Source organism: Streptomyces sp. NPDC045431 (assembly GCF_040646655.1).
Lineage (GTDB): Bacteria > Actinomycetota > Actinomycetes > Streptomycetales > Streptomycetaceae > Streptomyces.
Window position 1 is genome coordinate 156,619 of record NZ_JBEZAQ010000011.1, and the last position, 25,275, is coordinate 181,893.

Genomic DNA, 25,275 nt, shown 5'->3' on the forward strand with positions numbered 1-25,275 from the left:
TCACAACAGAAGGGTGCCCCCTCCGACCGGAGGGGGCACCCTTTTCCGCTGCTCCTACGCCTACTGCTGCGGCTCGTTCGTGCCGGCCAGCGCCGCCACCAGCACCGGCGTCACCTGCTCGACCTGCCAGGGCCGCGCACCGTAGCCCGCGAGCGCGGCCGCGACCGCGTCCGGCGTCGGTTCCTTCGGGGGCTCCCAGCAGACCCGGCGGACCGTGTCCGGGGTGATCAGGTTCTCCGGAGGCAGGTTCAGCTCCTCCGCGAGGGCCGACACCGCCGCGCGGGCGGCCGAGAGACGGGCCGCGGCCGCCGGGTCCTTCTCCGCCCAGGCGCGCGGGGGCGGCGGGCCCGTCACCGGCTGGCCGGGCTGCGGGAGCTCGGCGTCCGGCAGGGCCTTGGCCCGGTCGACGGCCGCCTGCCACTGCTCCAGCTGACGGCGGCCCATGCGGTGACCGAAGCCGCTCAGTGCGGTGAGCGCGTGCACGTTCGCCGGCAGGGCGAGGGCGGCCTCCACGATCGCGGCGTCGCTGAGCACCTTGCCCGGCGACACGTCGCGCCGCTGGGCGATCCGGTCGCGGGCCGTCCACAGCTCCCGGACGACCGCCATCTGGCGGCGCCGCCGCACCTTGTGCATCCCGGACGTACGGCGCCAGGGGTCCTTGCGCGGCGGGGGCGGCGGGGCGGAGGCGATCGCGTGGAACTCCTGGTGCGCCCAGTCCAGCTTGCCCTGCCGGTCCAACTCCTTCTCCAGTGCGTCACGCAGGTCGACGAGGAGCTCGACGTCCAGCGCGGCGTACCGGAGCCAGGGGTCGGGCAGCGGGCGGGTGGACCAGTCCACCGCCGAGTGCCCCTTCTCCAGGGCGTAGCCCAGGACCGACTCGACCATCGCGCCGAGGCCGACGCGCGGGAAGCCCGCGAGCCGACCGGCGAGCTCGGTGTCGAAGAGCCGGGTCGGGACCATGCCTATTTCGCGCAGGCACGGCAGGTCCTGCGTCGCGGCGTGCAGGATCCACTCGGCGTCGCCGAGCGCCTCGCCGAGCGCGGACAGGTCCGGGCAGCCCACCGGGTCGATCAGCGCGGTGCCCGCGCCCTCGCGGCGCAGCTGCACCAGATAGGCGCGCTGCCCGTAGCGGTAGCCGGAGGCGCGCTCCGCGTCCACGGCCACGGGTCCGGTGCCCTCGGCGAAGGCGGCGATCACCTGCGCGAGGGCATGCTCGTCGGCCACCACGGGCGGCACCCCTTCACGGGGCACCAGCAAGGGGATCGGCGTCCCGTCGACTGCGCCGTCTGCGACGCCGTCGTCCGGAGGGCCGCCCCCGGTGATGCGCAGTACGGTCTCTGCTGCGGTCTCTTGGGCGTCGGTCACCTGTCAAGGGTATCTGTGAACGGCAAGCGCCCGCCGACGGAACGTTCCGTCGACGGGCGTGGATGTGGTGCGAACCGGTCAGTGGATGATTCCCGTACGAAGTGCCACGGCGACCATCCCGGCCCGGTCGCCGGTGCCGAGCTTGCGGGCGATACGGGCGAGGTGGCTCTTGACGGTCAGCGCGGACAGGCCCATCGAGACGCCGATGGCCTTGTTCGACTGCCCCTCCGCCACGAGGCGGAGCACCTCCACCTCACGGCCGGAGAGCTCGCGGTAGCCGCCCGGGTGGCTCGGGGCGCCGGGGGGACGGCGGTGCATCCGGGCGGCGGCGCCGATGGGGGCGGCGCCGGGTCGGGTGGGGTGGCCGATGTTGGTGCGCGTACCGGTGACGACATAGCCCTTGACGCCGCCCGCGAGGGCGTTGCGCACGGCGCCGATGTCGTCCGCCGCCGAGAGGGCCAGGCCGTTGGGCCAGCCGGCGGCGCGGGTCTCGGACAGCAGGGTCAGCCCGGAACCGTCGGGCAGGTGGACGTCGGCAACGCAGATGTCGCGCGGGTTGCCGATACGGGGACGGGCCTCCGCGATGGACGACGCCTCGATGACGTCTCGCACTCCGAGTGCCCACAAGTGGCGGGTCACGGTGGAGCGGACGCGCGGGTCGGCCACGACGACCATGGCCGTCGGCTTGTTCGGGCGGTAGGCGACCAGGCTTGCGGGCTGCTCGAGGAGAACGGACACCAGGCCTCCTGGGAAGGTGCGGGACACAGCCGGCTCGGGGAAAAGCCGGGGCGAACCGTGTTTGAAGGGTCACAGACCTCTTCGGCAGCCCACCCGTCCGCCTTTAGGGGAAGATCACGATTTGGTGAGTAACAATTGGGGCAATTCGGACGGGCGATCGATCATCCTACGAGCGCCCCCCTGCGATCGGGGTCGCGCGCCCCCGCACTCCGGCGCCGCCGGACCCGTACGCGGTCGCCCGGTCGTCGCATCGTAGGGCTCGTACGGCGCGCCCGAGCGCTCCCGTGGACGGTCAGGGGTGCTGCGGACCACGCCGCTGCGGCAGCGACACCACGCCCGCCCCCGGCGACCCCGCGCCCTCGTCCAGCGGACCGGGAGCCGACGGCGGGAGCCCCGCGATCTGGCACAGCAGGTCGCACCAGGCCGTCAGGTGCCCCGCCGCGTCCGGCACGCCGCCCCGCCCCTCGCGCGGCGTCCAGGAGGCGCGGATCTCGATCTGTGTCGCCGGACGGCGTTCCGCGAGTCCACCGAAGTAGTGAGACCCCGCACGGGTGACGGTCCCGCTCGCCTCCCCGTACGCGAGCCCCCGCGCCTCCAGCGCACCCGTCAGCCACGACCAGCACACCTCCGGCAGCAGCGGATCGGCGGCCATCTCCGGCTCCAGCTCCGCGCGCACCAGCGTCACCAGCCGGAAGGTGCCCTTCCAGGCGTCGTGCCCCGCCGGGTCGTGCAGCAGCACCAGCCGCCCGTCCGCCAGGTCCTCCTCGCCCTCGACGACCGCCGCCTCCAGGGCGTACGCGTACGGGGCCAGCCGCTGCGGCGGGCGCGTCGGTTCCGCCTCGACCTCCGGCCGGACGTGCGCCGTGCGCAGGGCGTCGACCGCCAGCGCGAAGGCGGGCGGCACGCCCTCGGGGCCCTCGGAGTGGGCGGGGTGATCGGAGAACTGTCCCTGAGCCGCAGCCATGCGGGGAAGAGTAGGCGGAAGGAGCCCCTCGCGCAGGGAGGGACACCCGCACCGGCGAAGCGGCTTGCGCCCGCATGCGAAGATTCTGGGCGTGAGTGCCATCGACAGCCCCTCGGGCCAGCAGCCGCAGACCAACGCCGTCGCAGATTCCGCCTTCCTCAAGGCGTGCCGGCGCGAACCCGTGCCCCACACCCCGGTGTGGTTCATGCGCCAGGCGGGTCGCTCGCTGCCCGAGTACCTGAAGGTGCGCGAGGGCATCCCGATGCTCGAGTCCTGCATGCGGCCCGAGCTCGTCACCGAGATCACCCTCCAGCCGGTCCGCCGCCACAAGGTCGACGCCGCGATCTACTTCAGCGACATCGTCGTCCCCCTCAAGGCCATCGGCATCGACCTCGACATCAAGCCCGGTGTCGGCCCGGTCGTCGCGGAACCGATCCGCCGCCGCGAGGACCTCGCCCGGCTGCGCGACCTCACCCCGGACGACGTCGCGTACGTCACCGAGGCCATCGGCATGCTCACCGGCGAGCTGGGCGCCACCCCGCTGATCGGCTTCGCGGGCGCGCCCTTCACCCTCGCGAGCTACCTCGTCGAGGGCGGACCGTCCCGCAACCACGAGCACACCAAGGCGCTCATGTACGGCGACCCCGAGCTGTGGGCCGACCTGCTGGACCGGCTCGCCGAGATCACCGCCGCCTTCCTCAAGGTGCAGATCGAGGCCGGCGCCTCCGCCGTCCAGCTCTTCGACTCCTGGGTCGGCGCCCTCGCCCCCGCCGACTACCGCCGCTCGGTGATGCCCGCCTCCACCAAGGTCTTCGACGCCGTCGCCTCCTACGGCGTCCCGCGCATCCACTTCGGCGTCGGCACCGGCGAGCTCCTCGGCCTCATGGGCGAGGCGGGCGCCGACGTCGTCGGCGTCGACTGGCGCGTCCCGCTGGACGAGGCGGCCCGCCGCGTCGGCCCCGGCAAGGCGCTCCAGGGCAACCTCGACCCGGCGGTCCTGTTCTCCACCCCCGAGGCGGTCGAGGCGAAGACCCGCGAGGTGCTGGACGCCGCGGCCGGCCTGGAGGGCCACGTCTTCAACCTCGGCCACGGCGTCCTGCCGACGACCGACCCGGACGCCCTGACGCGCCTGGTCGAGTACGTCCACACGCAGACCGCGCGCTGACTCACCCCGCCGCCCGCACCGCCGCCACGGCCTTGCGGGCGGCGACCTGGACCGGGTCCCACACCGGGGAGAACGGCGGGGCGTAGCCCAGGTCCAGGGCGGCGACCTGGTCCACGGTCATGCGGGCGGTCAGCGCCACCGCCGCGATGTCCACCCGCTTCGCGGCGCCCTCGCGGCCGACGATCTGGACGCCGAGGAGCCGGCCCGTGCGGCGCTCGGCGAGCATCTTCACCGTCATCGGGGCCGCGCCGGGGTAGTACCCGGCGCGGCTCGTCGACTCGACCGTCACCGCCACGAACCGCAGCCCCACCGCCTCCGCGTCCCGCTCCCGCAGGCCCGTGCGGGCGATCTCCAGCGAGCAGACCTTGCTCACCGCCGTACCGACGACGCCCGGGAAGGTGCCGTAGCCGCCGGCCACGTTCGAGCCGATGACCTGGCCGTGCTTGTTGGCGTGGGTGCCGAGCGCGATGTGCCGCTCGCGGCCGGAGACCAGGTCCAGGACCTCCACGCAGTCGCCGCCCGCCCAGATGTCGTCCCGGCCGCGCACCCGCATCGACAGGTCGGTCAGCAGCCCGCCGTACGCGCCGAGCGGCAGCCCCGCCGCCCGCGCGAGGCCCGTCTCCGGCTCCACGCCCATGCCGAGGACGACGACGTCCGCCGGGTACTCGGCGTCCTCGGTCGCCACGGCCCGGACCCGGCCGTCGTCACTCGTGAGGATCTTGGTGACCTCCGCGCCGCCGACCGTGGTGATGCCGAGGCCGTCCATCGCCTCGTGCACCAGCCGCCCCATGTCCGGGTCGAGCGTCGACATCGGCTGCTCGCCCCGGTTCAGCACCGTCACCTCGTAGCCCCGGTTGAGCAGCGCCTCCGCCATCTCCACGCCGATGTACCCGGCGCCGACGACGACGGCCCGCCGCCCCGGTGTGCCGTTCAGCGCCGTGAGGGTGTCCAGCAGCGCCTGACCGTCGTCGAGGGTCTGCACCCCGTGCACGCCCGGAGCGTCGATGCCCGGCAGCGGAGGCCGCACCGGGCGGGCGCCCGTCGCGATCACCAACTTGTCGTACCGCTCCCACACGTCGGTGCCCGACTGCAGGTTCCGTACGCGTACCCGCCGCTTGTCCGGGTCCAGCTCGGTCACCTCGCGGCGCAGCCGCACGTCGATGCCGCGCGCCCGGTGCTCCTCGGGGCCGCGCGCGATGAGCCGGTCGCGGTCGTCGACGTCGCCGCCGACCCAGTACGGAATGCCGCACGCGGAGTACGAGGTGAAGTGCCCGCGTTCGAAGGCGACGATCTCCAGCTCGTCCGGACCCTTGAGCCTGCGGGCCTGCGACGCGGCGGACATGCCCGCCGCGTCGCCGCCGATGATGACCAGTCGTTCTCGTCGTCCCATACCGACACGCTACGTCGCCGGCGTGTCCGGCCTCTTGCGCTTCGGCAGCCTCGGCCGCACCAGCCACCGCCACACCCCGTACGCCGCCAGCAGCACCGCCAGCCACGGCGCCACCGCCGCCAGGACGATCACCGCCCACGTCAGGGCCGTCACCAGCGCGTTCCAGCCCCCGCTCAGCGCGTCCAGGAAGCCGGGGCCGTCCTCGTCCGTCTCCCGCGCCGCGTCCTCGCGCTCGGTGAGCTCCAGCGTGATCGTGGCCATGGTCGTACGGTCCTTCAGCGACGCCTGCTGGGACAGCAGCGACTCCAGGTCCGCCTGACGGCGGCTCAGCTCGCTCTCCAGCGTCACCACGTCCTCGAGTTTGGTCGCCTCGTCCATGAGCGCGCGCACCCGCGCGACGCTCGCCCGCTGCGTGGCGATCCGGCTCTCCACGTCGACGACCTGCTCCGTGACGTCCTTCGCCTCCGCCTTGCGGGACAGCAGCTTCCCGCCGCCCGCCAGCTTCCCGAGGACGGAGTCGTACGAGGCCTGCGGCATCCGCAGCACGATCCGGGAGGTCACGTGGTCGTCGTCGACGCGCTCCGTCGTCTCGTTCGCCACGTGCCCGCCCGCCTCGGCGGCGGTGGCACGGGCCGCGGCGAGCGCCTTGGCCGCGTCCGCCACCTCCACCGTCAGCTCGGCGGTGCGGATGACGTGCTGGGGCCGCGGGGCCTTCTCGGGCGCCTTCGCCCCGGACCCGGCGGACTCCGCGGGCTTGTCGGCCGTGAAGCCCTGACCCCCCTCGTCGGCGCGCGCCGCGCCCGGCTTCGCGGCGCCCGCGCTCCTCTCGTCCCCGGCGCTGCAGCCGGCCAGCGCGAGCGAGGCGCCGATCAGTACCGCCACCGCGACGGAGTGTCGTCGTGTACGCAAGATCCCCCCAGGATCCGTGATGAGTGCTGTCCCTTCGACGTACGGGGCGCCCGGGCCGGTTGCCTCCCCGGCCCGCGAAACGGCTTACGAACCGGTCACGGTCGGGACTCGGAACGGCGTTTGCCATAGTTGAACCATGAACGCGGACACAGTGCACGGTGGCTCCGACGGCCACGTGGTCGTCATCGGCGGTGGCATCGCCGGTCTCGCCGCCGCCCACCGGCTGGCCCGCGCCGGCCGGCGCGTGACCCTGCTGGAGGCCACCGGCCGCCTCGGCGGCAAGCTCCACGCCGGCGAGATCGCGGGCGTCCCCGTCGACCTCGGCGCCGAGTCGATGCTGGCCCGCCGCCCCGAGGCGGTCGACCTCGCCCGCGCCGTCGGCCTCGGCGACCGCCTCCAGCCGCCCGCCACCGCCACCGCCGCCGTGTGGACCCGCGACGCCCTGCGCCCCATGCCCAAGGGCCACGTCATGGGCGTCCCCGGCGACGCCGCCGCCCTCGCCGGGCTGCTCTCCACCGAGGGCGTCGCCCGCATCGCGCGGGAGCGCGACCTGCCGCCCACCGACCCCGACGCGCTCGGCGACGACGTCGCCGTCGGCGCGTACGTCGCCGAACGCCTCGGCCGCGAGGTCGTCGACCGGCTCGTCGAACCGCTCCTCGGCGGGGTGTACGCGGGCGACGCGTACCGCATCTCCCTGCGCGCCGCCGTCCCGAAGCTCTTCGAGGCCGCGCGCGCCCACCGCACCCTCACCGAGGCCGTACGCGCCGTCCAGAGCGCCGCCCGGCAGCAGACCGGCCCCGCGTTCATGGGCATCGCGGGCGGCATCGGCACGCTCCCCGGCGCCGTCGCCGCCGCGATCACCGCCCAGGGCGGCGAGGTCCTCACCGACACCCCGGTGCACGCCCTGACCCGCGGTGCCGCCGGCGGCTGGCGGATCCGCACCGACCGGCGCCTCCTCGATGCCGACGCCGTCGTCCTCGCCACCCCCGCCTGGTCCGCCTCCGCACTGCTCGCCGCCGAGTCCCCGGCCGCCGCGGCCGAACTCGCCGCCGTCGAGTACGCGTCGATGGCCCTGGTCACCCTCGCCTTCCGGCGTACCGACGCGGAAGCCGCGCTGCCCGAGGGATCGGGCTTCCTCGTGCCGCCCGTCGACGGCCGCACCATCAAGGCGTCCACCTTCTCCACCCGCAAGTGGAAGTGGACCGACGAGGGCGCCGGCGACCTGCTCGTGCTCCGCACCTCCGTCGGCCGGTACGGCGAGGAGGAGCACCTGGAGCGCGACGACGCCGACCTCGTCTCCGCGTCCCTGCGGGACCTCGCCGCCGCCACCGGGCTGGCCGCCAAGCCCGTCGCGAGCGAGGTCACCCGTTGGATCGGCGGCCTGCCGCAGTACCCCGTCGGCCACCTCGCCCGGGTCGCCCGCATCCGCGACGCCGTCGCCGAACTGCCCGCCCTGCGCGTCTGCGGGGCCGTGTACGACGGTGTCGGCATCCCCGCGACCATCGCGAGCGCGCACCGCGCGGCCGACGAAATCCTGGCCGCCACCCCCGCCACGCCGACCCTGGCGCAGGGCACCCTGAGTGACGAGCGAGAATAGCCGTATGAGTGCGCCCGAAAAGATCCCGAACGCCGGTAAGAAGGCGAAGGACCTCAACGAGGTCATCCGCTACACCCTGTGGTCCGTCTTCAAGCTGCGCGATGTGCTGCCCGAGGACCGCGCCGGCTACGCCGACGAGGTCCAGGAACTGTTCGACCAGCTCGCCGCCAAGGACGTCACCGTGCGCGGCACGTACGACGTCTCCGGCCTGCGCGCCGACGCCGACCTGATGATCTGGTGGCACGCCGAGACCTCGGACGCGCTCCAGGAGGCGTACAACCTCTTCCGCCGGACCAAGCTGGGCCGCGCCCTGGAGCCGGTCTGGTCCAACATGGCGCTGCACCGCCCCGCCGAGTTCAACCGCTCGCACATCCCGGCGTTCCTCGCCGACGAGACGCCGCGCGCCTACGTCTCGGTGTACCCCTTCGTCCGCTCGTACGACTGGTACCTGCTGCCCGACGAGGAGCGGCGGCGCATGCTCGCCGACCACGGCAAGATGGCGCGCGGCTTCCCCGACGTGCGCGCCAACACCGTCGCCTCCTTCTCGCTCGGCGACTACGAGTGGCTCCTGGCCTTCGAGGCCGACGAGCTGTACCGCATCGTCGACCTGATGCGCCACCTGCGCGGCTCCGAGGCGCGGATGCACGTCCGCGAGGAGGTCCCGTTCTACACCGGCCGCCGCAAGTCGGTGGCGGACCTGGTGGCGGGGCTCGCGTAAGCCGCGCCGCCCCACAGACCCGGAAGATCAGACGGCGGGCGACTGCGCCCGACGCTCCAGCGACACCGGGTCAGGCTCCGGGTGCGGCGCGCGTCACGCGCGCCGCACCGGCGTCCTTTTCACCCCTAGGAACTCGAACCGCCGCCGCAGCTGGAGCCGCCGCTGCTCCCGCAACTCGACCCGCCGCTGCTTCCGCAGCTCGATCCGGTGGAGGAGCCACAGCCGGAACCGGAGCCACAGCTCGAACGCCCGGGGTCGGAGCCTCCGCACCAGGCTCCGCCCGGCGTACCGTCGGCGAGCAGTGCGGCCGAGGACGAGCCGCCGCCCGAGCCACCGCTCCCGTACATCCGGCCCGCAGCGGCCAACTGCCCCCGGAAGCCCGGATCCGGGATCGCCCGCGCTCCGCGCAGCGCCACCAGATGCGCCCGATCGCCGAGGTGGGCGTGCGCCCTGCCGTACGCGGTGAGGGCCGCGCGGCCTTCACGCGTGCCCCGCGCGGCGGCGAGGCGCCCGCACCAGAGGGCGACGACACCGCCGACGGCGAGGGCCGGGCCCACCGTGACGATGAGCGGCAACGGCGGGTCTTCGTCCACCAGGCGCCACATCAGCTGCACCAGGGTCACGGGAATGCCCGCGAGGAGCAGCAGCAGACAGACCATCCCCTGGGCGACGCTCCAACTGCGCCACACCCGCCGGGTACCGGGCGGCACGATCAGGCCCCGCGCGGCCAGGTCGTCCCCCACCTCCTGCACCGCCGGGTGCCGCATGGCGGCCGCCCGCACCAGGTACAGCGCGCCGCTCGGCGCCCCGTGGTACGCGTCGATCACGGCGCGCTCGATCGCGTCGCGGGGGACCGGGCGCGGTACGGAGACGACGCCGGGCCCGGCGACGACCAGGCGCCCGTCCGCGTGGAGCGCCGCGATGGCGCTGTCCACGACACGCGCGGGCCCGCCGCCCAGGAAGGCGGCCTCCACCCAGTCGCGGACCTCTCCCGTGGAGCCGCGCGGCCGGGAGGCGAGAGTGCCGGACAGCAGCACCAGGGAGGAGGCCAGGACGGTCGCGACGATCACGTAGGCGAAGACGTCCACGGCGTTCACCGCCGGGCCAGCACGGACCGGACGAGACGGGTCACGCGCCCCGGTGGCCGCGCCCCGGCGCGCTCCTTCCACCACCGGGTGAGCCGCCGCCGCGCGACCGGGTCGGCCGGTTCGTCGGCCGCGAGCAGGTGCTCGACGAAGTCCAGCGCGTCGCGCCGGTAGCCGCCGCGCATGGGCCGGGCCAGGGCGTACTCCACGAACGAGGCGCGGTAGCCGTCGCCGAGGATCTCCGGCACCTCGGGCGCGAGCTTGGCCACCACCCGGGCCCGCTTGGCCGCCAGCGCCCGGCTCTGCACCCGCACCCGCGCCCGGTCGAACCCCTCGGGCACGGGCGTCCCGGCGACGAGCGCCGACAGCAGGGCGGTCTGCGCGACCCACAGCCGCTCGCGGGCCGCGCCGGGCGCGCCGTCCTCGCGGGGGCGGGGCGTGGCGGGGGCGGGGATGCGCGGGCCCCTCCCGACGCCCGCGCCCACGCCCGCACCCACCGGTGTCGCCGCCGATATCGCCGCACCCACCGGTATCGCCACCGGTATCGCCGCAGCCCGCCGTACCGTGTCAGCCCCGAGGCGCACCGTCTCCCGTATCGCCGTCAGCTCCGCGGCCAGCTCCGCCGCCGGCGGGAAGTCGTCGTCGCGCTCCAGCAGGACGCCCGGCGGGGAGACGCGGGAGGACAGGTCCGCGAGGATGTCGAGGACCGGGCGGGGGACGGGGTGGGCGTGGGTGTCGTGCCAGACGCCGTCCCGTTCGACGCCGCCCGCGACGTGGACGTACGCGATCGCCTCGACAGGGAGCTCGTCCAGCGCCTTCCCGGGGTCCTCGCCGCGGTTGACGTGGTTCGTGTGGAGGTTGGCCACGTCGATCAGGAGCCGCACCCCCGTGCGGGCGACCAGCTCCGCGAGGAACCGGCCCTCCGTCAGCTCCTCGCCCGGCCAGGAGACCAGCGCCGCGATGTTCTCCAGCGCCAGCGGCACCGGCAGCGCGTCCTGCGCGATGCGGACGTTCTCGCAGAGCACGTCCAGCGCGTCCCAGGTGCGGGGCACCGGCAGCAGGTGCCCCGCCTCCAGCGGCCCGGCGGGTCCCCCGGCCCGTACGAAGGCGATGTGCTCGGTGACCAGCGGCGCGCCCAGCGCCTCCGCGGTGGCGGCGAGGGCCGCCAGCCGCCCGGCGTCCGGGCGGTCCGCGCCGCCCAGGCCGAGGGACACGCCGTGCGGGACGACCGTGACCCCGCGCTCGCGCAGACGCAGCAGCGGATCGGGGAGGTGGTCGGCGCAGACGTTCTCGGCGACCACCTCCACCCAGTCCACCCCGGGCAGTCCCGCCACCGCGTCCGCGATCTCCGGACGCCAGCCGATGCCGGTACCCAGCCTCAGTTCCGTCATGTCCCTGTCCCCCTCCTGCACGTTCGTGGAGGGGTGATGGCCCCGGCGGGGAGTGATCAACCCACCCCGGGGAAGGTTCAGAGGTTGATTTGAGCTTCCGCCCGCCGGAGGGGCCTCACGGGCGGTTGGTGTTGATCGCGGTCGGCGGCCCGGGCTGCGTCGACGGCCGGGAGGTGAACTGCTGGTCGCCCGAGGGCACGGCCGGCGACGGCGCCGGCGGCAGGTTGCCGTTGGGCGCCGGGGGACCGGACGGGCTCGCGGTCGCCAGCCCCGCCGCCTCGTTGGCGATCGCGTCGAAGTCGACCTTGCCGGTGGCTTCCAGCATCGTGATGTGGTCCAGCACCGTCTGGTTGGCGTCGCTCGCGAGCTGCCGTATCAGCGTGTTGCGGGTGGTGTGCCGCACCTGGGCGACGAGCGCGAAGACCTTGCCGTGCGCGTTGCGCAGCAGGTTGGCGAACTTCCGCTCGTACTCCTCGCCGCTCGCCGCCGACAGCTCCCGCAGCCATCCCTGCTGCTGCTCCGACGGCTGGTTCGGCAGCTCCACGCCCAGCTTCGCCGCGACGTCCCGCGCACGCTGGTCCAGATCGGTGTGGCCGACGACGAGGTGGTCGCCGGCCTCCTTGATGGCCTGGCTGGGCGCCCGCTCGATCGCCTGCTGGCCGGCCGGCAGCTCCCACAGGCCGGCCAGCCGCACCTTCACCAGGAAGTCCCGGTCGGTCGCCGACAGCGGGCCCCACTGGGTGGCCACGGTCGACGCGTTGAGATTGGCCTCGCCGGTGCCGGAGCGGTCGGCGTACGACCAGACCGGGAACGCCAGCGCGCCGACCGTGGCGACCAGGGCCGCGATGATGAGTGCCGTGCCGTTGATGCGTCGCAACAACAAGGTGGAGCCTCCCGAACCGAATGGCATTACTGGGAGGTACGTATACCGGTGGTGCGGCGTTCAGTTGACCCGTACGGGAAAGTCGGCGACGACCGTGCACGAGCCGGGGGCGACCTCCGTGAACCCGGCGTCCCGCACCACGGGCCGCCCGCTCTCGGTCAGCTCCGCCCACCGGCCGGGGTCCGCGGTGCGCACCGCGAGCGGGAAACCGGCCTCGCGCCACGCCTTGCGCCGGGCGTCGTCCAGGGCCCACCACAGCAGCTGCGCGCCGTGCCCCACCTGGGCCATCTCCTTGCCGGTCGACATGCGCAGCCCGGGGTTGAGCCACAGCACCACCTGCCCCGGCCCGACGTCCGGCAGTGCTCCGGTGTCGTCCAGCTCGGTGCCGGAGACCTGCAGCTTGGCCAGCTCCTTGGGCCAGCCGTCCACCGGTACGGGCGGGAAGACCCGCACCTCGGCGGTGCCACGGGTGACGGTGATGCCCGGCAGCTGCGACGCCTTGCGCCACTCCGCGCCGCGCGCCCGGCGCACCACCTTGCGGATCCGCGCGTCCTCCCAGTCCCGGACGGCCCGGGCCCATGCGCCGTCGCCCAGGGACCGGTCGTCGGAGAGCATCACGACCACCGCGCGTGCCGCGGTCTCGAGGGCGTCGGTACGCGCGGGCGGACCGTCCCGCTCGATGCGGACGACGAGGGGGAGGGCGAACTCGGGGGCTTCACTGCTGGTCACCCGGACAGTGTGCCAGCCGGTCCGGAGGCGGTTCGTCGGGGAACGGGTCATCCCGACTCGTGCGTGAGTGACGAGTTCGGGCGGCGGATCGGGTCTGCCCTGGTATGACGCATCATCGCCGACATCTCGGTCTCCCTCGACGGCTTCGTCACCGGCCCCGGCCCCAGCCCGGACAACGGCCTGGGCACCGGCGGCGAGGCCCTGCACACATGGGCGTTCTCCGACGACCCCGACGACCGCCGGGTCCTGCGCGAGGCGACCGCCCGCTCGGGCGCCGTCATCCTCGGCCGCCGGCTCTTCGACGTGGTCGACGCACTGACGCTGCACCTCGCCCCCGTCGTGCTGGGTGCCGGGACACCACTGTTCACCGGCGGAGCGCCGCGCACGCTGGTGCAGCGGAGCGTGATCCCGACGTCGACCGCGACGCACCTGACCTACGACGTCTCCCGGTGACCCGATGGGCGAGGGCTAAGGTGGGAGGTATGGAACGGCGTAGCGACACCACGGACACCACATCCTGTGGGACCCGGCCCACGCCTGTCACCGCTGTCACCGCCGGCTCCCACTCCGTCGGCGACGGGCCGTACGCCGCCTGCGTCCTGTGTCAGGAGCCGACCGAGTACCCGGAGTCGACCAAGGGCATCACGCTGTGCCCGGTCTGCGAGTGGCGCGAGGCCGAGCGCACCGCCTGCTCGGGCTAGTCTCCGGCGGCGTCCCGCGTCCTACGCGGCGCGGCGGTAGCTGCCGCCGTCCCTGGTACGGGTCAGCAGCCCCGCCACCACCAGGTACCGGCGCAGGGCGGAGCAGTCCTCGTGGACGGTCAGCAGCGCGTCGTTGACCTCGCGCTCGGTGTAGCCCCGGTCCCGCTCGAACAGCGTTTCCGTCAGGTGGTTGAGCAGCTGCTCGCGGCGGGCCGCCTTGCGCGGGATGGCGGTCAGCCTGCCGCGCGAGAAGAGGGCGGCCACGCCGCCGTGGGTGTTGTCGGACATGGCCGGAAGCCTGGCAGCCGGGCCTCCGGCCGGGCAACGCCTTTTCGTGCGGCGCCTTTGCGTACGACGCCTTTGCGTGCGGCGCCTTTGCGTGCGGCGCCGCTTCACCTGTCCATCAGCTCGGACACCTTCACGAACCGGTAGCCGCGCCTGCGCAGCTCCGGCACGATCGTGCGGACCGCCTGTTCGGTCACGGGCGCCGCGCTGCGGGTGCAGTGCAGCACCACCAGGGAGCCCGGTCGCACACCGGCGAGGACCTGTTCGGCCACCGCGTCCGGGTCGGTCGCGAAGGCGTCGCCGCCGACCACATCCCACTGCACGGCGGTCACCCGCGCGGGCGCCAGGGCGCGCAGCGCGTCGTCGTCGTAGCAGCCGCCGGGGAAGCGGAAGTACGGCACGACGTTGCGCACGCCCGCCGCCCGGAAGGCGTCGAAGGCGCGGCGTACGTCGGCGGCCATGGCCCGCCCGTCGCCGGCCTCCAGGGCGGGGAGCCCGTAGCAGGGCGCCTTGAAGGCGTAGTGGCTGTAGGAGTGGTTGGCGACCTCGAAGCGCGGGTCAGCGCCGATGGCCTTCGCCTGGTCGGGGTACTGCTCGGCCCAGCGGCCCGTCATGAAGATCGTCGCGTCGACCTCCAGGCGCCTGAGCGTGGCGATCAGCTGCGGGTTGTCGAACCGCTCGCCGCGCGCCGCCCGGGGCCCCTGGCCGGCCGTCATGTCGGCGTCGAAGGTCAGGGCGACCGTCTTCTCGGTCCGGGCGGGTCCCCGGGTGAACACGGGCGTGAGGCCGCCGGGACCGGGCGCCATCGTCGGCGGCGTACGCGGGGTGACGCGTGCGGGGGAGGGGGACGGGGAGGCGCTCGGCGACCCGGCAGGCGGCGGGGCGTGTGCGACGCCGGAGCCGCTTCCGCCGCAGCCGGTCAGAGCGGCGGCGAGAGCGGCGAGAGCGGTCACCGACGACAGCTTCCGGGCAGCACACCGTACAGGTTCGATCACATAGTGAAACTATATGATTAGTGGAGGGTTCGGGCGGAGCGCTGCGCCCGTGTCACCGCCACGGACCGGTGACGGCGAACGTCGTCCCCGGGGAGTAGCAGTTCACGTACATCGTCCCGCCGTCCGGCGAGAAGGTGACGCCCGCGAACTCGCCCCACTCCGGCGCCTCGGGCGTACCGATGTTCTGCGCGTTGCGCGCCATCGGGTACACCTCGCCGTGCTTGGTCAGCCCGTACACGTGCTGCCCGCCGTCGCCGTCCTCGCACACCATCAGCCCGCCGCTCGGCGCCAGGCAGATGTTGTCGGGCGACTCGCCCGGCAGCTGGAGGTCGGTGCTCGGCCCGAAGACGACGACCAGCGTGAGCCGGCGCCGGTGCGGCTCGTACCTCCACACCTGGCCGTAGTGGTCGGCCGCCGAGCCCTGCGAGGCGCGCGCGAAGCTGGAGACGAAGTAGACGGACCGGCCGCCCCAGTAGCAGCCCTCCAGCTTCTGGGCGTGCGTGATGCCCTTGCGCCCGAAGTCCTGGATGCGGATGGGGGTCTCGCGCGCCTGCGGGTCCGGTACGGGCACCCACTCGATGCCCTCGAACACCGCCCCGGTCTCCTGGATCGCGGACAGGTCCGGCACGCCCGGCACCCGCATCGCCTCCAGCTCGCCGCCCGCGCGCAGCGAGCCGGTGCCGCCGAGCGGCTTGTCCGGCAGGAAGCGGTAGAAGAGGCCGAACGGCTGCTGGAAGGCGTCCTCCGTCTCGTACACGATCCCGCTGTACGGGTCGACGGCGATCGCCTCGTGCTGGAAGCGGCCCATCGCGGTCAGCGGGACGGCCCCGGTGCGCCGCGGGTCGACGGGGTCGACCTCGAAGATGAAGCCGTGGTCCTTGGTGTAGCCGTTGGTGCCCGCCTTGGACTCGTTCTCCTCGCAGGTGAGCCAGGTGTTCCAAGGGGTCGGCCCGCCCGCGCAGTTGACGGCCGTGCCGGCGACGCCGACGCGCTCGCCGAGGACGTTGTTGCGTGCGTCGAGCTCTATGACCGTGCAGCCGCCCCGTGCCCCGGGGTCGTAGGTCAGTCCCCCTATCGTCGGCACCGGAGCCCTGCCGCTGTGGCTGTTCTCGTGGTTGCGCACGAGCAGGACCCGGCCGCGCGGGCCGCGGAAGGCGCCCATGCCGTCGGGGTTGCTCGGCACCCGGCCCTCGGAGCCGAGCGGCCCGCCCTCGCGGGAGAGGACCTTGTAGCGGAAGCCCTTCGGCAGGTCGAGCAGGCCGGCGGGATCGGGTACGAGCGGGCCGTAACCGGCGTGGCCGCGGGCGGCGGCCGTACCCGCGAAGAGCTCGGAGACGGCCCCGGTGAAGGCGATGGAGGCGACGGACGCCCCCGTACGGGCGAGGATCTGACGGCGTGTTGCGGACATGAGGCACCAACTCCCTGCTGATGGCGACAGGAGGTGTGACGTGACCCGCACGTGTGTATCACGCGGTTTGGTGACACGTGAACACTACGGACGGTGTGAACCGCGGGGGCCGTGCGGGCCACGTCGCCTCATCCGTACGAGAGGAGCCGGACGGAAGCGTCAGGCGACCGTCGGGCGGCCGTCAGGCGCCCGACAGGGCGGAGAGACAGGTGGAGCCTCGGGCGGAGCGTCAGGCGAGCTTCGCCGTGAGGGTGATCTCCGTGCCCGTGAGGGCCTGGCTGACCGGGCAGCCCGCCTTCGCTTCCTCGGCGGCCTTGACGAAGCCGGCCTCGTCCAGCCCCGGCACCTCGCCCTCCACGGTGAGGTGGATGCCGGTGATGCCCTTGCCGGGCTGGAAGGTCACGTCGGCCTGGGTGTTCAGGCGGGTGGGAGGGTTGCCCGCCTTGGTGAGGGAGCCGGTGAGGAACATCGAGAAGCAGCTGGAGTGCGCGGCGGCGATGAGCTCCTCCGGGCTCGTCTTGCCGTTCGGCTCCTCGGCGCGGGCCGGCCAGGAGACCGGGTAGCTGCCGATGCCGGACGAGTCGAGGGACACGGTGCCCGTGCCCTCGGTGAGGTTGCCTTCCCAGACGGTGTGCGCGTGACGCGTGGTGGCCATGTGGGTTCCCTTCGGAAGGACGGTCCCGACTGGCCCCAAACCTACTGCTCCACCAGCCGCTTCGCGTCGCGCGCCAACGCGGTGAGCCGCGAGATCGCCCGGAAGTACTTCTTGCGGTACCCGCCGTTCAGCATCTCGTCACTGAACAGCTGATCGAACGGCAGCCCGGAGGCGAGGACCGGCACCTCCCGGTCGTACAGCCGGTCGGCCAGGACGACCAGCCGCAGCGCCGTCGACTGGTCCGGCACCGGCTCCACGCCGGTGAGGCAGACCGCCGCGACGCCGTCGGTCAGCGCCCCGTACCGGCTCGGATGGACCCGGGCCAGGTGCTCCAGCAGGCGCGGGAAGGAGTCGAGCGAAGCGCCGGGCGTGGCGTGCGCCGCCTTCGCCACCTGCTCGTCGGCGTACGGCGGCGGGGCCTCGGGCAGCCCGCGGTGGCGGTAGTCCTCGCCGTCGATGCGCAGCGGCCGGAAGTGGGCGGAGAGGCCCTGGATCTCGCGGAGGAAGTCCGCGGCGGCGAACCGGCCCTCGCCGAGCTTGCCCGGCAGCGTGTTGGACGTGGCGGCCAGCGCCACGCCCGCCTCGACCAGCTTGCCGAGGAGCGTCGACACGAGCACGGTGTCGCCCGGGTCGTCCAGCTCGAACTCGTCGATGCACAGCAGCCGGTGCCCGCTGAGCGTGGCGACGGTCTGCTGGAAGCCGAGCGCCCCCACCAGGTTCGTCAGCTCCACGAAGGTGCCGAAGGCCTTGAGCGACGGCTCCGCCGGCGTGGCGTGCCACAGCGAGGCCAGCAGGTGCGTCTTGCCGACGCCGTACCCGCCGTCCAGGTACACCCCGCGCGGCGCGGCGGGCGCGGCGGGCTTCCGCTGGAACCAGCGGCGCTTGCCGGCGCCGCTCGCGTGCGCGCCCCCCAGCCCGGCGGCGAACGAGCTCAGCACCTCGACCGCCTGGGTCTGGCTGGGCTGGTTCGGGTCGGGGATGTACGTGTCGAAGCGCACCGCGTCGAACCGCGGCGGCGGCACCATCTCGGCGACCAGCCGCTCGGCGGGGACGTGCGGCTCGCGGGCACACAGGGACAGCGGGGCCGGGGCCGCTTCGGTGGTCATGGCACGGGGGGCACTGGTGGACACGTTTCCCACTCTAAGCGCCGTGTCAGACTGCACGGCATGCGACGCCTGTTCCCTGTGACCGACCCGACACCCGCGGCGGCCGAGCACCGCGAGTGGTCCCTCGACGAGCTGGCGGAGGCCTACGCGTACCCCGACCGCCAGCCGGACCCCCGGCCCGGTGCCTCGCCGGGAGGCCTGTCGTGGCTGCGCGCCAACATGGTGTCCTCCCTGGACGGGGCCGCCCAGCACGACGGCCGCTCCGAGCCCATCTCGTCCGCCGCCGACATGCGGATCTTCGGTACCCTGCGGGCGCTCGCCGACGTGGTGATCGTCGGCGCCGAGACCGTACGGGCGGAGGGCTACCGCCCGGCACGCGCGCGTGAGGCCTTCGCGGCGCGCCGGGCGGCGGCCGGACAGGGGCCCGCGCCCGCGATCGCGGTGGTCAGCGCCTCGCTGGCCCTGGACTTCTCGGCTCCGCTGTTCACGCAGCCCCTCGTGCCGACGCTGCTGCTCACCGGGGCCGCGGCGCCCCCGGAGCGGGTGCGGGAGGCCGAGCGGGCGGGCGCCGAGGTGCTCGTCGCGGGCGACGGGCCGGGCGTCGAGCCGGCGCGGGCGGTACGGGTGCTCGCCGAGCGCGGCCTGACCCGCCAGCTCACGGAGGGCGGCCCGCGGCTGCTGGGGCAGCTGGTGGCGGCCGGGGTGCTGGACGAACTGTGCCTGACGGTTTCGCCCACCCTCACCGCGGGGAACGCGCAGCGCATCGCCGGCGGGCCGTCGCTGGCGGTGCCGGAACGATTCGCGCTCGACTCGATCCTGGAGGAGGAAGGTTTTCTCTTCACCCGGTACCGGCGCCCCTGAGGGCGTGCCCCGGGGACCCTCCCGCTGGTGACAATAAGCGGAATAGGTCGTTCCGGTTCGCTCCGGGTGGGCACACTAATCTCGCAGTCCCCGTGCGGCCACGGGGAAGGATGGTTTCCGCAGAAGGGCATCCGAGGTGTTCACAAGCGTTCTCATGATCGAAAAGCCGCTGTCCCGGGTGGACGTGGATTTCGTCACGGATCTGCACGGAGACGAGGGCGCTTCCTTCATCGTGCTGATGCAGCCCCGCGGCGACCAGTCCGTCGTCCTGCTCCGGGCCATCGACGACGTCGCCATGGGCGACCTGAGGGAAGCGGTCCGCGAGGGCAAGCAGCCCGAGGGAAGAGCCGCCGAGCTGCCCGCCCAGCAGGCCCTGGAGCACTCGCTCCAGGCGCTGCGCGACGCGGGCTGCGAAGCCGTGGGCCAGGTCGTCGAGGACCACCCCCTCGACAAGCTGAAAGCCGTCGTGGAGGAGGCGCAGGCGGACGAGGTCATCGTGCTGACCGCACCCCACTACGTCGAGGAGTTCTTCCACCGCGACTGGGCTTCCCGCGCCCGCCACAAGGTCGGCGTACCGGTGCTGAAGCTGTTCGCGCACAACGACGAGGCGCCGACCGAATAGGCTGGGGCCGCTCACGTACCGCCACACCCGGGGAGACACACGCATGGCACCCGCCATCCCTGCCGCCGCTGCCGCGATTCCCGCAGCCATGGAACGGCCGCACTTCATCGGCATCGGCGGCGCCGGAATGTCGGGCATCGCCAAGATCCTCGCCCAGCGCGGGGCGAAGGTCGCCGGCAGCGACGCGCGCGACTCCGAGACCGCCGCCGCCCTGCGCGCCCTGGGCGCCACCGTCCACATCGGGCACGCCGCCGAGCACCTCGCCGCCGACACCAGCTGCGTCGTCGTCTCCAGCGCCATCCGCGCCGACAACCCGGAGCTGGCCCGCGCCACCGAGCTCGCCATCCCCGTCGTCCACCGCTCCGACGCGCTCGCCGCCCTCATGACCGGCCTGCGCTCCATCGCCGTGGCCGGCACGCACGGCAAGACCACGACCACGTCGATGCTCGCCGTCGCCCTCACCGAGCTCGGCCTCGACCCCTCGTACGCCATCGGCGGCGACCTCGACGGGCCGGGCACCAACGCGCTCCACGGCGACGGCGGGATCTTCGTCGCGGAGGCCGACGAGAGCGACCGCAGCTTCCAGAAGTACGACCCCGAGGTCGCCATCGTCCTCAACGTCGAGCTGGACCACCACGCGAACTACGCCTCCATGGACGAGATCTACGAGTCCTTCGAGGCCTTCGTCGCCAAGATCCACCCGGGCGGGACCCTGGTCGTCGGCGAGCACGCGGGCGCCCGCGAGCTGGCGGGCCGGGTCTCGGGCCGGCCGGACCTGCACGTGGTGACCGTGGGCGAGGCGGAGCACTCCGACGTCTGGATCCGCAGGATCACGCCCAAGGGCATGACCAGCGAGGTCAGCGTGGTCCTCCCGGACCGCCACGACGAGATCGTCTTCACCGTCTCGGTGCCCGGCCGCCACTACGCCCACAACGCCGCCGCCGCCCTCGCCGCCGGTGCCCGCCTCGGCATCGACCCGGCCGCCCTCGCCCAGGCCCTCACCGCGTACACCGGCGTCGGCCGGCGCCTCCAGCTCAAGGGCGAGGCCGCGGGCGTCCAGGTCATCGACTCGTACGCGCACCACCCCACCGAGATGACCGCCGACCTGGAGGCGATGCGCGCCGCCGCCGGGTCCGAGCGCCGCCTGCTGGTCGTCTTCCAGCCGCACCTGTTCTCCCGCACCCAGGAGCTGGGCACCGAGATGGGCCAGGCGCTGGCGCTCGCCGACGCCTCCGTGGTCCTCGACATCTACCCGGCCCGCGAGGACCCGATCCCGGGCGTGACCAGCGCCCTGATCATCGACGCGGCCCGCGCGGCGGGCGCCGACGTCACGCCGGTGTCCGACAAGACCACCGTGCCGGACGTCGTCGCGGGAATGGCCGGGCCCGGCGACCTCGTTCTGACGATGGGCGCGGGCGACGTCACGGACCTCGGGCCGAGGATCCTGGACCGCATCGCCCGCCTGGCGAACTGAGGAGGGCCCGATGGCGTACGAGGTCGAGAAGCCGGACGAGCAGTGGCGTGCGGAGCTGTCCCCGGAGGAGTACCACGTCCTGCGCGAGGCCGGCACGGAGCGCCCCTTCACCGGTGAGTACACCGACACCAAGACCAAGGGCGTCTACTCCTGCCGCGCGTGCGGCGCGGAACTCTTCACCTCCGAGACGAAGTTCGCGTCGCACTGCGGCTGGCCCTCCTTCTACGACCCGAAGAAGAGCGACGCCGTCGAGCTGATCGAGGACCGCTCGTACGGCATGGTCCGCACCGAGGTCCGCTGCGCCCGCTGCGGCTCGCACCTCGGGCACGTCTTCGAGGGCGAGGGCTACCCGACGCCGACGGACCAGCGGTACTGCATCAACTCGGTCTCGCTGCGCCTCGTCCCCGACGGGGACTGAGCGCGGGGGCGACGTATGTGGGGGCGGGTTCTACGGCAGGCCGGCATAGCGGAGCCGTCCCTGCGGCGCGACTACGCGCTTCAGCGGCGGGTGGTGGCCCGGTTCGCGCGGGCGGAGTACCTGGCCGTACGGCTTCTGCTGCCGCCGGCCCTCCAGCCCGACGTCGTCGCGGCCGTCGCCTTCATGCACGAGACGGACGACCGCGTCGACCGGGGAGAGGCGGCCGAGCGCTCGGCCGCCCTGGTGGAGTGGACCGGGCTCGTGGAGAAGGCCTGCACCACCGGGGACTCCGACCTCCCGGTGCTGCGCGTACTGGCGCACACCGTCGAACGGCACCCGGACATGCGGGCCCGGGTCGGGGACTTCCTCGACGGGGCCGCGTGGGAGGTCGCCTGGGAGGAGTTCGCGACGGAGGCGGAGTTCGACCGGTACGTCACCGGCTACTCCCTGCCCGCCTTCATGCTCCTGGCCGGCTTTCTGGCTCCGTCCGGGTCTCCCGCCTCGGAGGACTTCACCCACTGCTGCGAGCGGCTGATCTCGGCGATGCAGCGTCTCGACTTCCTGGAGGACCTGGCGGAGGACCTCCGCGCGGGGCGCCTCGGTATCCCCATGGAGGCTCTCGACGGTTGCGGCGTCAGCCGGGCGGACCTGCTGCCGGGCAGACCGCGGAGCCCGGCCGTCACCTGTCTGGTCCGGACCCAGGCCGACGTCGCCGCGGCCGCGTTGCACGCGGCGATGCCCCTGGAGCACGGGGTGCGGCCGGCCGGCAGGCCGTTCGTCCGGGCGTTGATCGGCGTGCAGCGGCTCCGTCTCGAAGCCGTGCGGTCGGTCGGCGCCGGACTCATCGAACGCTCGTCAGGTCCTTCGGCGCTGGGCAGCCTCGGCTTGCTGGCACGGGAGACCGCCGCACGGCGGCGGCACCGCAGCCGAGGCTGACGCCCGCGTCGGTGCGTGTGACCCATCTGCGGCGGCGACTGCGGTTGGTCCCGGACGGGGACTGAGGAAGCCCGCGACGGGGGCCGAGGTGTCCCCGCGGTGGGCGAGGTCGTACGGCCGCGGGTAGGGGCCCGGACGGTACCGGGCGTAGCGAGGCTCGGTCGTGGGGTCCTCCTGCCGCGCACGGGCGTTGAGCATGCCGGGTGCGGTGTCCCAGCGGCCGGTGTCCAGGCGGTGCTCCAGGGTGCGCAGGGCGCCGAGTACCTCGCCCGGCGTGAAGGTGCAGTGCCCGGGGCGGTCGACGTAGGCCTGGCTGAGCAGGGCGCCCGCACCGGCGGCGGTGGCGGCCCGCCGGTAGGCGCTCTCGGACTGCACCGGGATCAGCGCGTCGCCGGTGGTGTGGACGGTGAGCTGCGGGTCGCTCAGCCGGCCCGTGAGGACACTGGTGTGCCGCATCCACCGTACGGCCGTGGGGTCGGCGGAGATCCGGGGAGCGCGGGCCAGGGCCGTGAGGTCGGCTCCCAAGGACAGGCCCGCCTTCCGGTAGAGCGCCGACACCTCGGCGTACCCCGGTGAGCGGTGGAGCATCGCCGTGTAGTCGACGCCCGTGTTCCAGGAGGGGTTGCCGCCCGCCCGGTGCTCGGCCTCCTGCCGCCAGCTGAAGGCGGGGAACTGGAGGAGCCCCCTGACGGCCGCGTACTGGTTGGCCTGCCGTGCGTCCCAGTCGGTCGGTGCCGGTTCGGCCTGCGCGACGTCGTTGTGGCCGGGGATGCGGTGCAGGGCGGCGGCGAGCGCGATGCGGGCACGGCCCTCGGGGGTCTGCTGGGCGGCGGTGACCTTCGAGGTGAGCGCGTCGGCGGCGCTCCGCGCGGCCGCCTGGTCGGCGAACCCGGTGAGCCGGATGTCCGTCCGCGGAGCGAGCAGCGTCTTCAGCGCGAACACCGGATCCAGTGTGCTGTTCCAGTTGGCGACTCCGCCCTGTAGGAGCCCGCACATGGACAGGGAGCCGTCGAAGCGGTCGGCGTGCCGCTCGGCGAGCCTCGTGGTGACCAGCCCGCCGTACGAGGTGCCCCAGGCGAGCGTCCGCCGCGCCGTGCCGAACTTCTCCGTGAACAGGTCCAGGGTGGCGAGTTGGTCGGGCACCGCGTCCGTCACCGCCCAGCCGTTCGTCGCGTACGAGGAGCCGATGAGCGCGTATCCCCGGGCGAGCAGCCTGGCCCGGGTCTCCGGACTCGGAGCGTTCTCGGCGGGGTTGGGCCACCCGGCGGCGCGGTAGCCGTGGCTGTAGAGGAGGACGGTGCCGTTCCAGGCGGCGGGCACGTCCATCAGGTACGCGGCGCCGGAGGGCAGCTTGCCCTCGACGTGGGCATCCGTGGCGGCCTGCCTGGCCTCGGTGGCCCGTGTGAGCGGCGAGGGCAGCGCGGTCGCCACGCACAGGGCCAGGGTGAGCACGGCGGTACGGGCACGGGTCCGGGATCGGGCGCGGCTGCGGCTGCGGGTACGGGGTCCGGTTCTCAACGGGGTGTTCCTTCCGCGATCGGGGTGGCGTCGGCTCGGTGCGCGGGGGAGTCCAGGGCATCCGCGTGCGTCTCGCGCAGGCGCCACACGGCGAGTGCGGTGATCGCCGCGCCGCCGCACAGCAGCAGCGAGACCGGTGTGCCGCTGCCGCCGTACGACGCGACGAGGCTGCCGGCGATCAGCGGCGAGAATCCGGCGCCCACCAGCGTCGCCGCCTGGTAGCCGAGGGAGGCGCCGGTGTAGCGGACGCGGGTGCCGAACATCTCGGTGAGCAGGGCGCCGAGCGGGCCGTACATCGTGGACTGGGCGACGCCGTGACCGAGGATGAGGGCGAGGATCAGCAGGCCCGGCGCGCCGGAGTCCACCAGGGCGAGCACCGGGAAGGCGAGCGCGGCCGAGGCGACGGCGCCGGCGAGGACGACGGGGCGGCGGCCGACCCTGTCGGAGAGTGCGGAGGCGGCGGGCAGCACGAGCAGGGCCACGCAGGAGGCGATGGTCACCGCCGTGAGCACCTGCGGTCGGCTGTAGCCGCGGTCGACCGCGTACGAGATCATGAAGCCGGTCAGGAGCGACTGGGCCGTGAACGCGCCGATGCCGACGCAGGTGGCGCGGAGCACCGGCTGCGGACGGCGCAGCACCTCGACGACCGGCGGCCGGTCGAGCGGCTCGCGCCTCATCTGCTCGAACAGCGGGCTCTCCGCGACCTTCAGACGTACGAACAGGCCGACGGCCAGCAGCACGATGCTCAGCAGGAACGGCACGCGCCAGCCCCAGGAGCGGAAGTCGTCGTCGGGGAGAGCGGAGACCACGGTGACCACCCCGGCCGAGAGCACGGAGCCGAGCGGGGCGCCGAGCTGGGTGAAGCTCGACCACAGCCCGCGGCGGCGCGAGCCCTGGGCGTGTTCGGCGTGCTCCACGACCATCAGGGTCGCGCCGCCCCACTCGCCGCCGATCGCGATGCCCTGCACGACGCGCAGCGCCACCAGCAGCACGGGCGCCCACACACCGATCGCGTCGTAGGTCGGCAGCACGCCGATGAGGAAGCTGCCGCAGCCCATCAGGGCCATGGTCAGCAGCATCATCGACTTGCGGCCGAGCCGGTCGCCGAAGTGGCCGAAGACGATGCCGCCCAGCGGGCGGGCCACATAGCCGGCGGCGAAGGTGCCGAAGGCCGCGATGGTGCCGACCGCGGGGTCGGCATCGGGGAAGAACAGGTCGCCGAAGACGAGCGCGGCGACGGTGCCGTACACGAGGAAGTCGTAGAACTCGACTGCCGTGCCGAGCAGTCCGGAGAGCGCGACACGGCGCAACTGCCCCGCATCGGACGCGGGGTGGGGGGTGGTGGAAGGGGCGTGGGCGGAT

General features: G+C 73.8%; 26 protein-coding genes. 10 read left to right on the plus strand and 16 right to left on the minus strand.

Annotation, left to right across the window (positions count from 1 at the left end; all coding sequences use genetic code 11):
* Positions 1 to 60: 60 nt before the first annotated feature.
* From AB0A69_RS22440 to AB0A69_RS22450, 3 genes are all read right to left on the minus strand, one after another.
* Positions 61 to 1,365 (minus strand): ribonuclease D, encoded by a 1,305-nt coding sequence (locus tag AB0A69_RS22440; RefSeq protein ID WP_361424661.1) that lies wholly within the window; start codon positions 1,363 to 1,365, stop codon positions 61 to 63.
* A gap of 78 nt (positions 1,366 to 1,443) precedes the next feature.
* Positions 1,444 to 2,103 carry a response regulator transcription factor gene (locus AB0A69_RS22445; RefSeq protein ID WP_355364634.1) on the minus strand — a complete coding sequence of 220 codons (660 nt, stop codon included), beginning with the start codon at positions 2,101 to 2,103 and terminating at the stop codon, positions 1,444 to 1,446.
* 292 nt (positions 2,104 to 2,395) lie between these two features.
* The gene (locus AB0A69_RS22450) at positions 2,396 to 3,067 is read right to left on the minus strand and encodes a DUF3000 domain-containing protein (protein WP_361424665.1); all 672 of its coding nucleotides are present in this window, start codon (positions 3,065 to 3,067) and stop codon (positions 2,396 to 2,398) included.
* Between the two features lie 91 nt (positions 3,068 to 3,158).
* On the opposite strand from AB0A69_RS22450, the gene hemE reads away from it, so the two are divergent.
* Positions 3,159 to 4,232, plus strand: coding sequence for a uroporphyrinogen decarboxylase (gene hemE / locus AB0A69_RS22455; protein WP_361424668.1), 1,074 nt, complete (start codon positions 3,159 to 3,161; stop codon positions 4,230 to 4,232).
* A gap of 1 nt (position 4,233) precedes the next feature.
* Here hemE and AB0A69_RS22460 read toward each other — a convergent pair whose 3' ends face one another.
* Together AB0A69_RS22460 and AB0A69_RS22465 are read right to left on the minus strand one after the other, a co-directional pair.
* Complete coding sequence (locus AB0A69_RS22460) at positions 4,234 to 5,622, minus strand: FAD-dependent oxidoreductase (protein WP_361424671.1); 1,389 nt, start codon at positions 5,620 to 5,622, stop codon at positions 4,234 to 4,236.
* Between the two features lie 9 nt (positions 5,623 to 5,631).
* On the minus strand, positions 5,632 to 6,504 hold the full coding sequence (locus AB0A69_RS22465) for a DUF4349 domain-containing protein (RefSeq protein ID WP_361424674.1): 873 nt from the start codon (positions 6,502 to 6,504) through the stop codon (positions 5,632 to 5,634).
* Positions 6,505 to 6,667: 163 nt separating this feature from the next.
* On the opposite strand from AB0A69_RS22465, the gene hemG reads away from it, so the two are divergent.
* Positions 6,668 to 8,128, plus strand: coding sequence for a protoporphyrinogen oxidase (gene hemG / locus AB0A69_RS22470; protein ID WP_361424677.1), 1,461 nt, complete (start codon positions 6,668 to 6,670; stop codon positions 8,126 to 8,128).
* A 4-nt stretch (positions 8,129 to 8,132) separates the two neighbouring features.
* Entirely contained in the window at positions 8,133 to 8,846 is a 714-nt protein-coding gene (gene hemQ / locus AB0A69_RS22475; protein ID WP_361424680.1) for a hydrogen peroxide-dependent heme synthase, read from the plus strand.
* 125 nt (positions 8,847 to 8,971) lie between these two features.
* On the opposite strand, the gene AB0A69_RS22480 is transcribed toward hemQ, so the two are convergent.
* The 4 genes from AB0A69_RS22480 to AB0A69_RS22495 all read right to left on the minus strand — a co-directional run bounded on the left by AB0A69_RS22480 (position 8,972) and on the right by AB0A69_RS22495 (position 12,934).
* The gene (locus AB0A69_RS22480; RefSeq protein WP_361424683.1) at positions 8,972 to 9,934 is read right to left on the minus strand and encodes a TIGR04222 domain-containing membrane protein; all 963 of its coding nucleotides are present in this window, start codon (positions 9,932 to 9,934) and stop codon (positions 8,972 to 8,974) included.
* Between the two features lie 5 nt (positions 9,935 to 9,939).
* Positions 9,940 to 11,322 carry a DUF692 domain-containing protein gene (locus AB0A69_RS22485; RefSeq protein WP_361424686.1) on the minus strand — a complete coding sequence of 461 codons (1,383 nt, stop codon included), beginning with the start codon at positions 11,320 to 11,322 and terminating at the stop codon, positions 9,940 to 9,942.
* Between the two features lie 115 nt (positions 11,323 to 11,437).
* Positions 11,438 to 12,199 (minus strand): DUF4142 domain-containing protein, encoded by a 762-nt coding sequence (locus AB0A69_RS22490; protein ID WP_361424818.1) that lies wholly within the window; start codon positions 12,197 to 12,199, stop codon positions 11,438 to 11,440.
* Between the two features lie 66 nt (positions 12,200 to 12,265).
* Positions 12,266 to 12,934 (minus strand): peptidyl-tRNA hydrolase, encoded by a 669-nt coding sequence (locus AB0A69_RS22495; RefSeq protein ID WP_361424689.1) that lies wholly within the window; start codon positions 12,932 to 12,934, stop codon positions 12,266 to 12,268.
* Positions 12,935 to 13,045: 111 nt separating this feature from the next.
* On the opposite strand from AB0A69_RS22495, the gene AB0A69_RS22500 reads away from it, so the two are divergent.
* Entirely contained in the window at positions 13,046 to 13,387 is a 342-nt protein-coding gene (locus AB0A69_RS22500; RefSeq protein ID WP_361424821.1) for a hypothetical protein, read from the plus strand.
* A 29-nt stretch (positions 13,388 to 13,416) separates the two neighbouring features.
* Positions 13,417 to 13,635, plus strand: coding sequence for a hypothetical protein (locus tag AB0A69_RS22505; protein WP_361424691.1), 219 nt, complete (start codon positions 13,417 to 13,419; stop codon positions 13,633 to 13,635).
* A 21-nt stretch (positions 13,636 to 13,656) separates the two neighbouring features.
* Here AB0A69_RS22505 and AB0A69_RS22510 read toward each other — a convergent pair whose 3' ends face one another.
* From AB0A69_RS22510 to zapE, 5 genes are all read right to left on the minus strand, one after another.
* A complete protein-coding gene (locus AB0A69_RS22510) occupies positions 13,657 to 13,923 on the minus strand; it encodes a DUF2087 domain-containing protein (protein ID WP_361424694.1) in 267 nt (88 codons plus the stop codon).
* 104 nt (positions 13,924 to 14,027) lie between these two features.
* Entirely contained in the window at positions 14,028 to 14,873 is an 846-nt protein-coding gene (locus AB0A69_RS22515; protein WP_361424697.1) for a polysaccharide deacetylase family protein, read from the minus strand.
* 94 nt (positions 14,874 to 14,967) lie between these two features.
* A complete protein-coding gene (locus AB0A69_RS22520) occupies positions 14,968 to 16,323 on the minus strand; it encodes an alkaline phosphatase PhoX (protein WP_361424700.1) in 1,356 nt (451 codons plus the stop codon).
* Positions 16,324 to 16,552: 229 nt separating this feature from the next.
* Positions 16,553 to 16,978 carry an OsmC family protein gene (locus tag AB0A69_RS22525; RefSeq protein ID WP_361424703.1) on the minus strand — a complete coding sequence of 142 codons (426 nt, stop codon included), beginning with the start codon at positions 16,976 to 16,978 and terminating at the stop codon, positions 16,553 to 16,555.
* Positions 16,979 to 17,019: 41 nt separating this feature from the next.
* Entirely contained in the window at positions 17,020 to 18,084 is a 1,065-nt protein-coding gene (zapE, locus tag AB0A69_RS22530; RefSeq protein ID WP_361424824.1) for a cell division protein ZapE, read from the minus strand.
* Between the two features lie 60 nt (positions 18,085 to 18,144).
* On the opposite strand from zapE, the gene AB0A69_RS22535 reads away from it, so the two are divergent.
* The 5 genes from AB0A69_RS22535 (at position 18,145) to AB0A69_RS22555 (ending at position 22,395) form a co-directional block, all read left to right on the plus strand.
* Positions 18,145 to 18,945, plus strand: a complete 801-nt coding sequence (locus tag AB0A69_RS22535; protein WP_361424706.1) for a pyrimidine reductase family protein — start codon at positions 18,145 to 18,147, stop codon at positions 18,943 to 18,945.
* 136 nt (positions 18,946 to 19,081) lie between these two features.
* Complete coding sequence (locus AB0A69_RS22540; protein ID WP_361424709.1) at positions 19,082 to 19,567, plus strand: indole-3-glycerol phosphate synthase; 486 nt, start codon at positions 19,082 to 19,084, stop codon at positions 19,565 to 19,567.
* A gap of 43 nt (positions 19,568 to 19,610) precedes the next feature.
* Positions 19,611 to 21,041 carry a UDP-N-acetylmuramate--L-alanine ligase gene (murC, locus tag AB0A69_RS22545; RefSeq protein WP_361424712.1) on the plus strand — a complete coding sequence of 477 codons (1,431 nt, stop codon included), beginning with the start codon at positions 19,611 to 19,613 and terminating at the stop codon, positions 21,039 to 21,041.
* A gap of 10 nt (positions 21,042 to 21,051) precedes the next feature.
* Positions 21,052 to 21,459: a peptide-methionine (R)-S-oxide reductase MsrB gene (msrB, locus tag AB0A69_RS22550; protein WP_361424715.1), complete on the plus strand. Its 408-nt coding sequence runs from the start codon at positions 21,052 to 21,054 to the stop codon at positions 21,457 to 21,459.
* Between the two features lie 15 nt (positions 21,460 to 21,474).
* A complete protein-coding gene (locus tag AB0A69_RS22555; RefSeq protein ID WP_361424718.1) occupies positions 21,475 to 22,395 on the plus strand; it encodes a squalene/phytoene synthase family protein in 921 nt (306 codons plus the stop codon).
* On the opposite strand, the gene AB0A69_RS22560 is transcribed toward AB0A69_RS22555, so the two are convergent.
* Together AB0A69_RS22560 and AB0A69_RS22565 are read right to left on the minus strand one after the other, a co-directional pair.
* Positions 22,315 to 23,913 (minus strand): prolyl oligopeptidase family serine peptidase, encoded by a 1,599-nt coding sequence (locus AB0A69_RS22560; RefSeq protein WP_361424721.1) that lies wholly within the window; start codon positions 23,911 to 23,913, stop codon positions 22,315 to 22,317. The two genes, AB0A69_RS22555 and AB0A69_RS22560, sit on opposite strands and share 81 nt — an antisense overlap.
* Positions 23,910 to 25,223 carry an MFS transporter gene (locus AB0A69_RS22565; protein ID WP_361424827.1) on the minus strand — a complete coding sequence of 438 codons (1,314 nt, stop codon included), beginning with the start codon at positions 25,221 to 25,223 and terminating at the stop codon, positions 23,910 to 23,912. Before AB0A69_RS22565 ends, AB0A69_RS22560 begins: the two co-directional genes overlap by 4 nt.
* Positions 25,224 to 25,275: the final 52 nt, after the last annotated feature.